The 2124-nt window shown below is 31.0% G+C and carries 1 protein-coding gene; it reads right to left on the bottom strand.

Annotated elements, in window-relative coordinates; translation table 11 throughout:
* Positions 1 to 1058: 1058 nt before the first annotated feature.
* On the bottom strand, positions 1059 to 2124 hold a 1066-nt coding region (locus V7137_RS30285), incomplete at its 5' end, for a hypothetical protein (protein WP_335701500.1).

Below are 2124 nucleotides of genomic sequence, written 5' to 3'. Positions count from 1 at the left end.
GTATAATTTCACTTGAATTTTTCTTAGAATAATATTTTAGAACAGTTAATTAAGGAATTAATAGTTCCCATTAACAGACAAGTTTTTTGTTCTTCAAGTACTTTCTATTTGCCACATCTCCTCCGTAATGATTATATACAACAAACGTTCTATATATAAATAAAAATAAAAACGCCCTAATTGGCGTTATAGTTTCCGTTTAGACATATAATTAAGGTACCTTCCCAAGGTTCCTACATCAGGATTTTATTATAAATGCTTGTTCTTTAGCAGAACTTCCTCATACCCATTTTCATACATAAAAACTTTCTTTTCACGGTTAAAAGTCGCATTTCCTGCATGCATTAATCGATGATGTGTTGGACATAAAATGACGATATTACTTGACTGGTGATTTTGCGTCCTAGAAAAGTTTTCGATATGATATGCCTCAACTACATTTCCCCCGTAATTGTTGAAATGGTTCACTCTACATATTTGACAAGTATGATTGCAAAGCTTTTTTAATGATGAAATTGTTTTACGACTTGCTTTAAGGAAATTTTTGTTAAACTTGCTTTACTTCAATAGAACCCGATCCGTTAAGCTTAGAAATGATTTTATCAAATTCATGATTGAGCAGATCTGTGTAAATTAAAGTAAAATCACCGGTAACAATCACGGATCAAACCCTTGAGGGAGTAAGAACATTGGCGGTACTGTGTTGGAAGCGAACCCACCAGACCTAGCACTCAGGTCTCAAGCATTTTTGAGGTTTGCTAGCACCTGTTTTTTTTGTACCTTTTATAATTAAAAAAGACCAAGATTTTACACTTGATCTTTCTAGATAAGAAATTCACAGGATTCTGAACTTATTCAGTTTGGCTTGACTGCCTAAGAATCAAACCCAGTTACAGTAACACGCACGACCTTCGTTTGTTTTCCTTGGCGACAAATAAAAACACAGTGATTTTACATTCGAGAATGGTTCTTTTTTGATGGCTTTTACTAAAAGAAAGCATCATCCCCCATTAATTGGAAATAAATAAACTTATTTCAGAAATAAATTTGCAAAAAACTTACAGATTAAGATTTACAATTCCAGCTCTAAGAAAATGTTGAGACAACCTATTTTTTATCTCAATCTGTAAAATACTCCGTAACATAAAGACAGGATTAATAGCTTTGAGGTAATTAAAGTGAACTGAATAAAATAGTTTAAAATTAAATAGCATATAATAATTTTTATCATCCACATTAATCACTGGTGAAGTATAAAAATATTCCCCTTGGTTTTTCAAATATTCCCCTTCTTCGATGGGAATAGCAACCCCAGGCAATATTCTATTTACTTTCCATTTAGACTGTGCAAAATCACAAGATGGTGATACTTCCAGTTCAATGAATTTACATTTATTATAGATATCTTTCAATTTTTCATCATTAAGGTTAAATTTCTTAGTATCAATTATTTCATTCAAAACATGTTCGATCCGCTCAAGCTTTCCATCATGTAAATATAAATTACCAGGTTGAATTGAGTCTGATAGAACTGTTTGTAATAGTAGTTTACTATTTATGAATGCAATTCTATCAATATGTATTTTGCCTAAGTTCGCACAACTGTCTTTGTCATCGTGATCTTTATTAAAAAGGTCGTATATTGATTTGAATTGTTTTTTTAACTTTCCATCCTGGTAATATGCAAATTTATTATTATCTTTCTCCAAATGATGTAAAAGGCCACCCTCGTTAATTTGAGATAGCGTCTTTACTTGTTCAATTATAATATTTTCAACGTTATACATTGAGCCATTTAAAATATTAGCTATCTCATCTGGTAGAATGTCATTGAAGCTGTATAACACATTTTTAACTACAAGTTCATTAATTAAATCTCCATTTTGGTCTATCAAGTTTGGGGCACCTGCATTGGCTTCAGCCATTTTATATAGTATCGAATTGATATTATCATTCCAATTCTCTTCTATTTGAAAATTTCCAGATATACTATTAATAATCCCAGCAGACGCCTCATTCACAATGTTCTCCCATAAAAAAAACAAATTAAAGCAACCCAAGGTATCTAATTCTGTTTTAATTTTGTCTAGTATAATTTTAAGCCCATCTTTTTTAAGAATTTTA

The sequence above is a fragment of the Neobacillus drentensis genome (genome assembly GCF_036962765.1).
Taxonomy (GTDB): domain Bacteria; phylum Bacillota; class Bacilli; order Bacillales; family Cytobacillaceae; genus Neobacillus; species Neobacillus drentensis_C.
The sequence above is the reverse complement of the archived record's forward strand: the minus strand, read 5'-3'. Positions and strand labels throughout refer to the sequence as shown.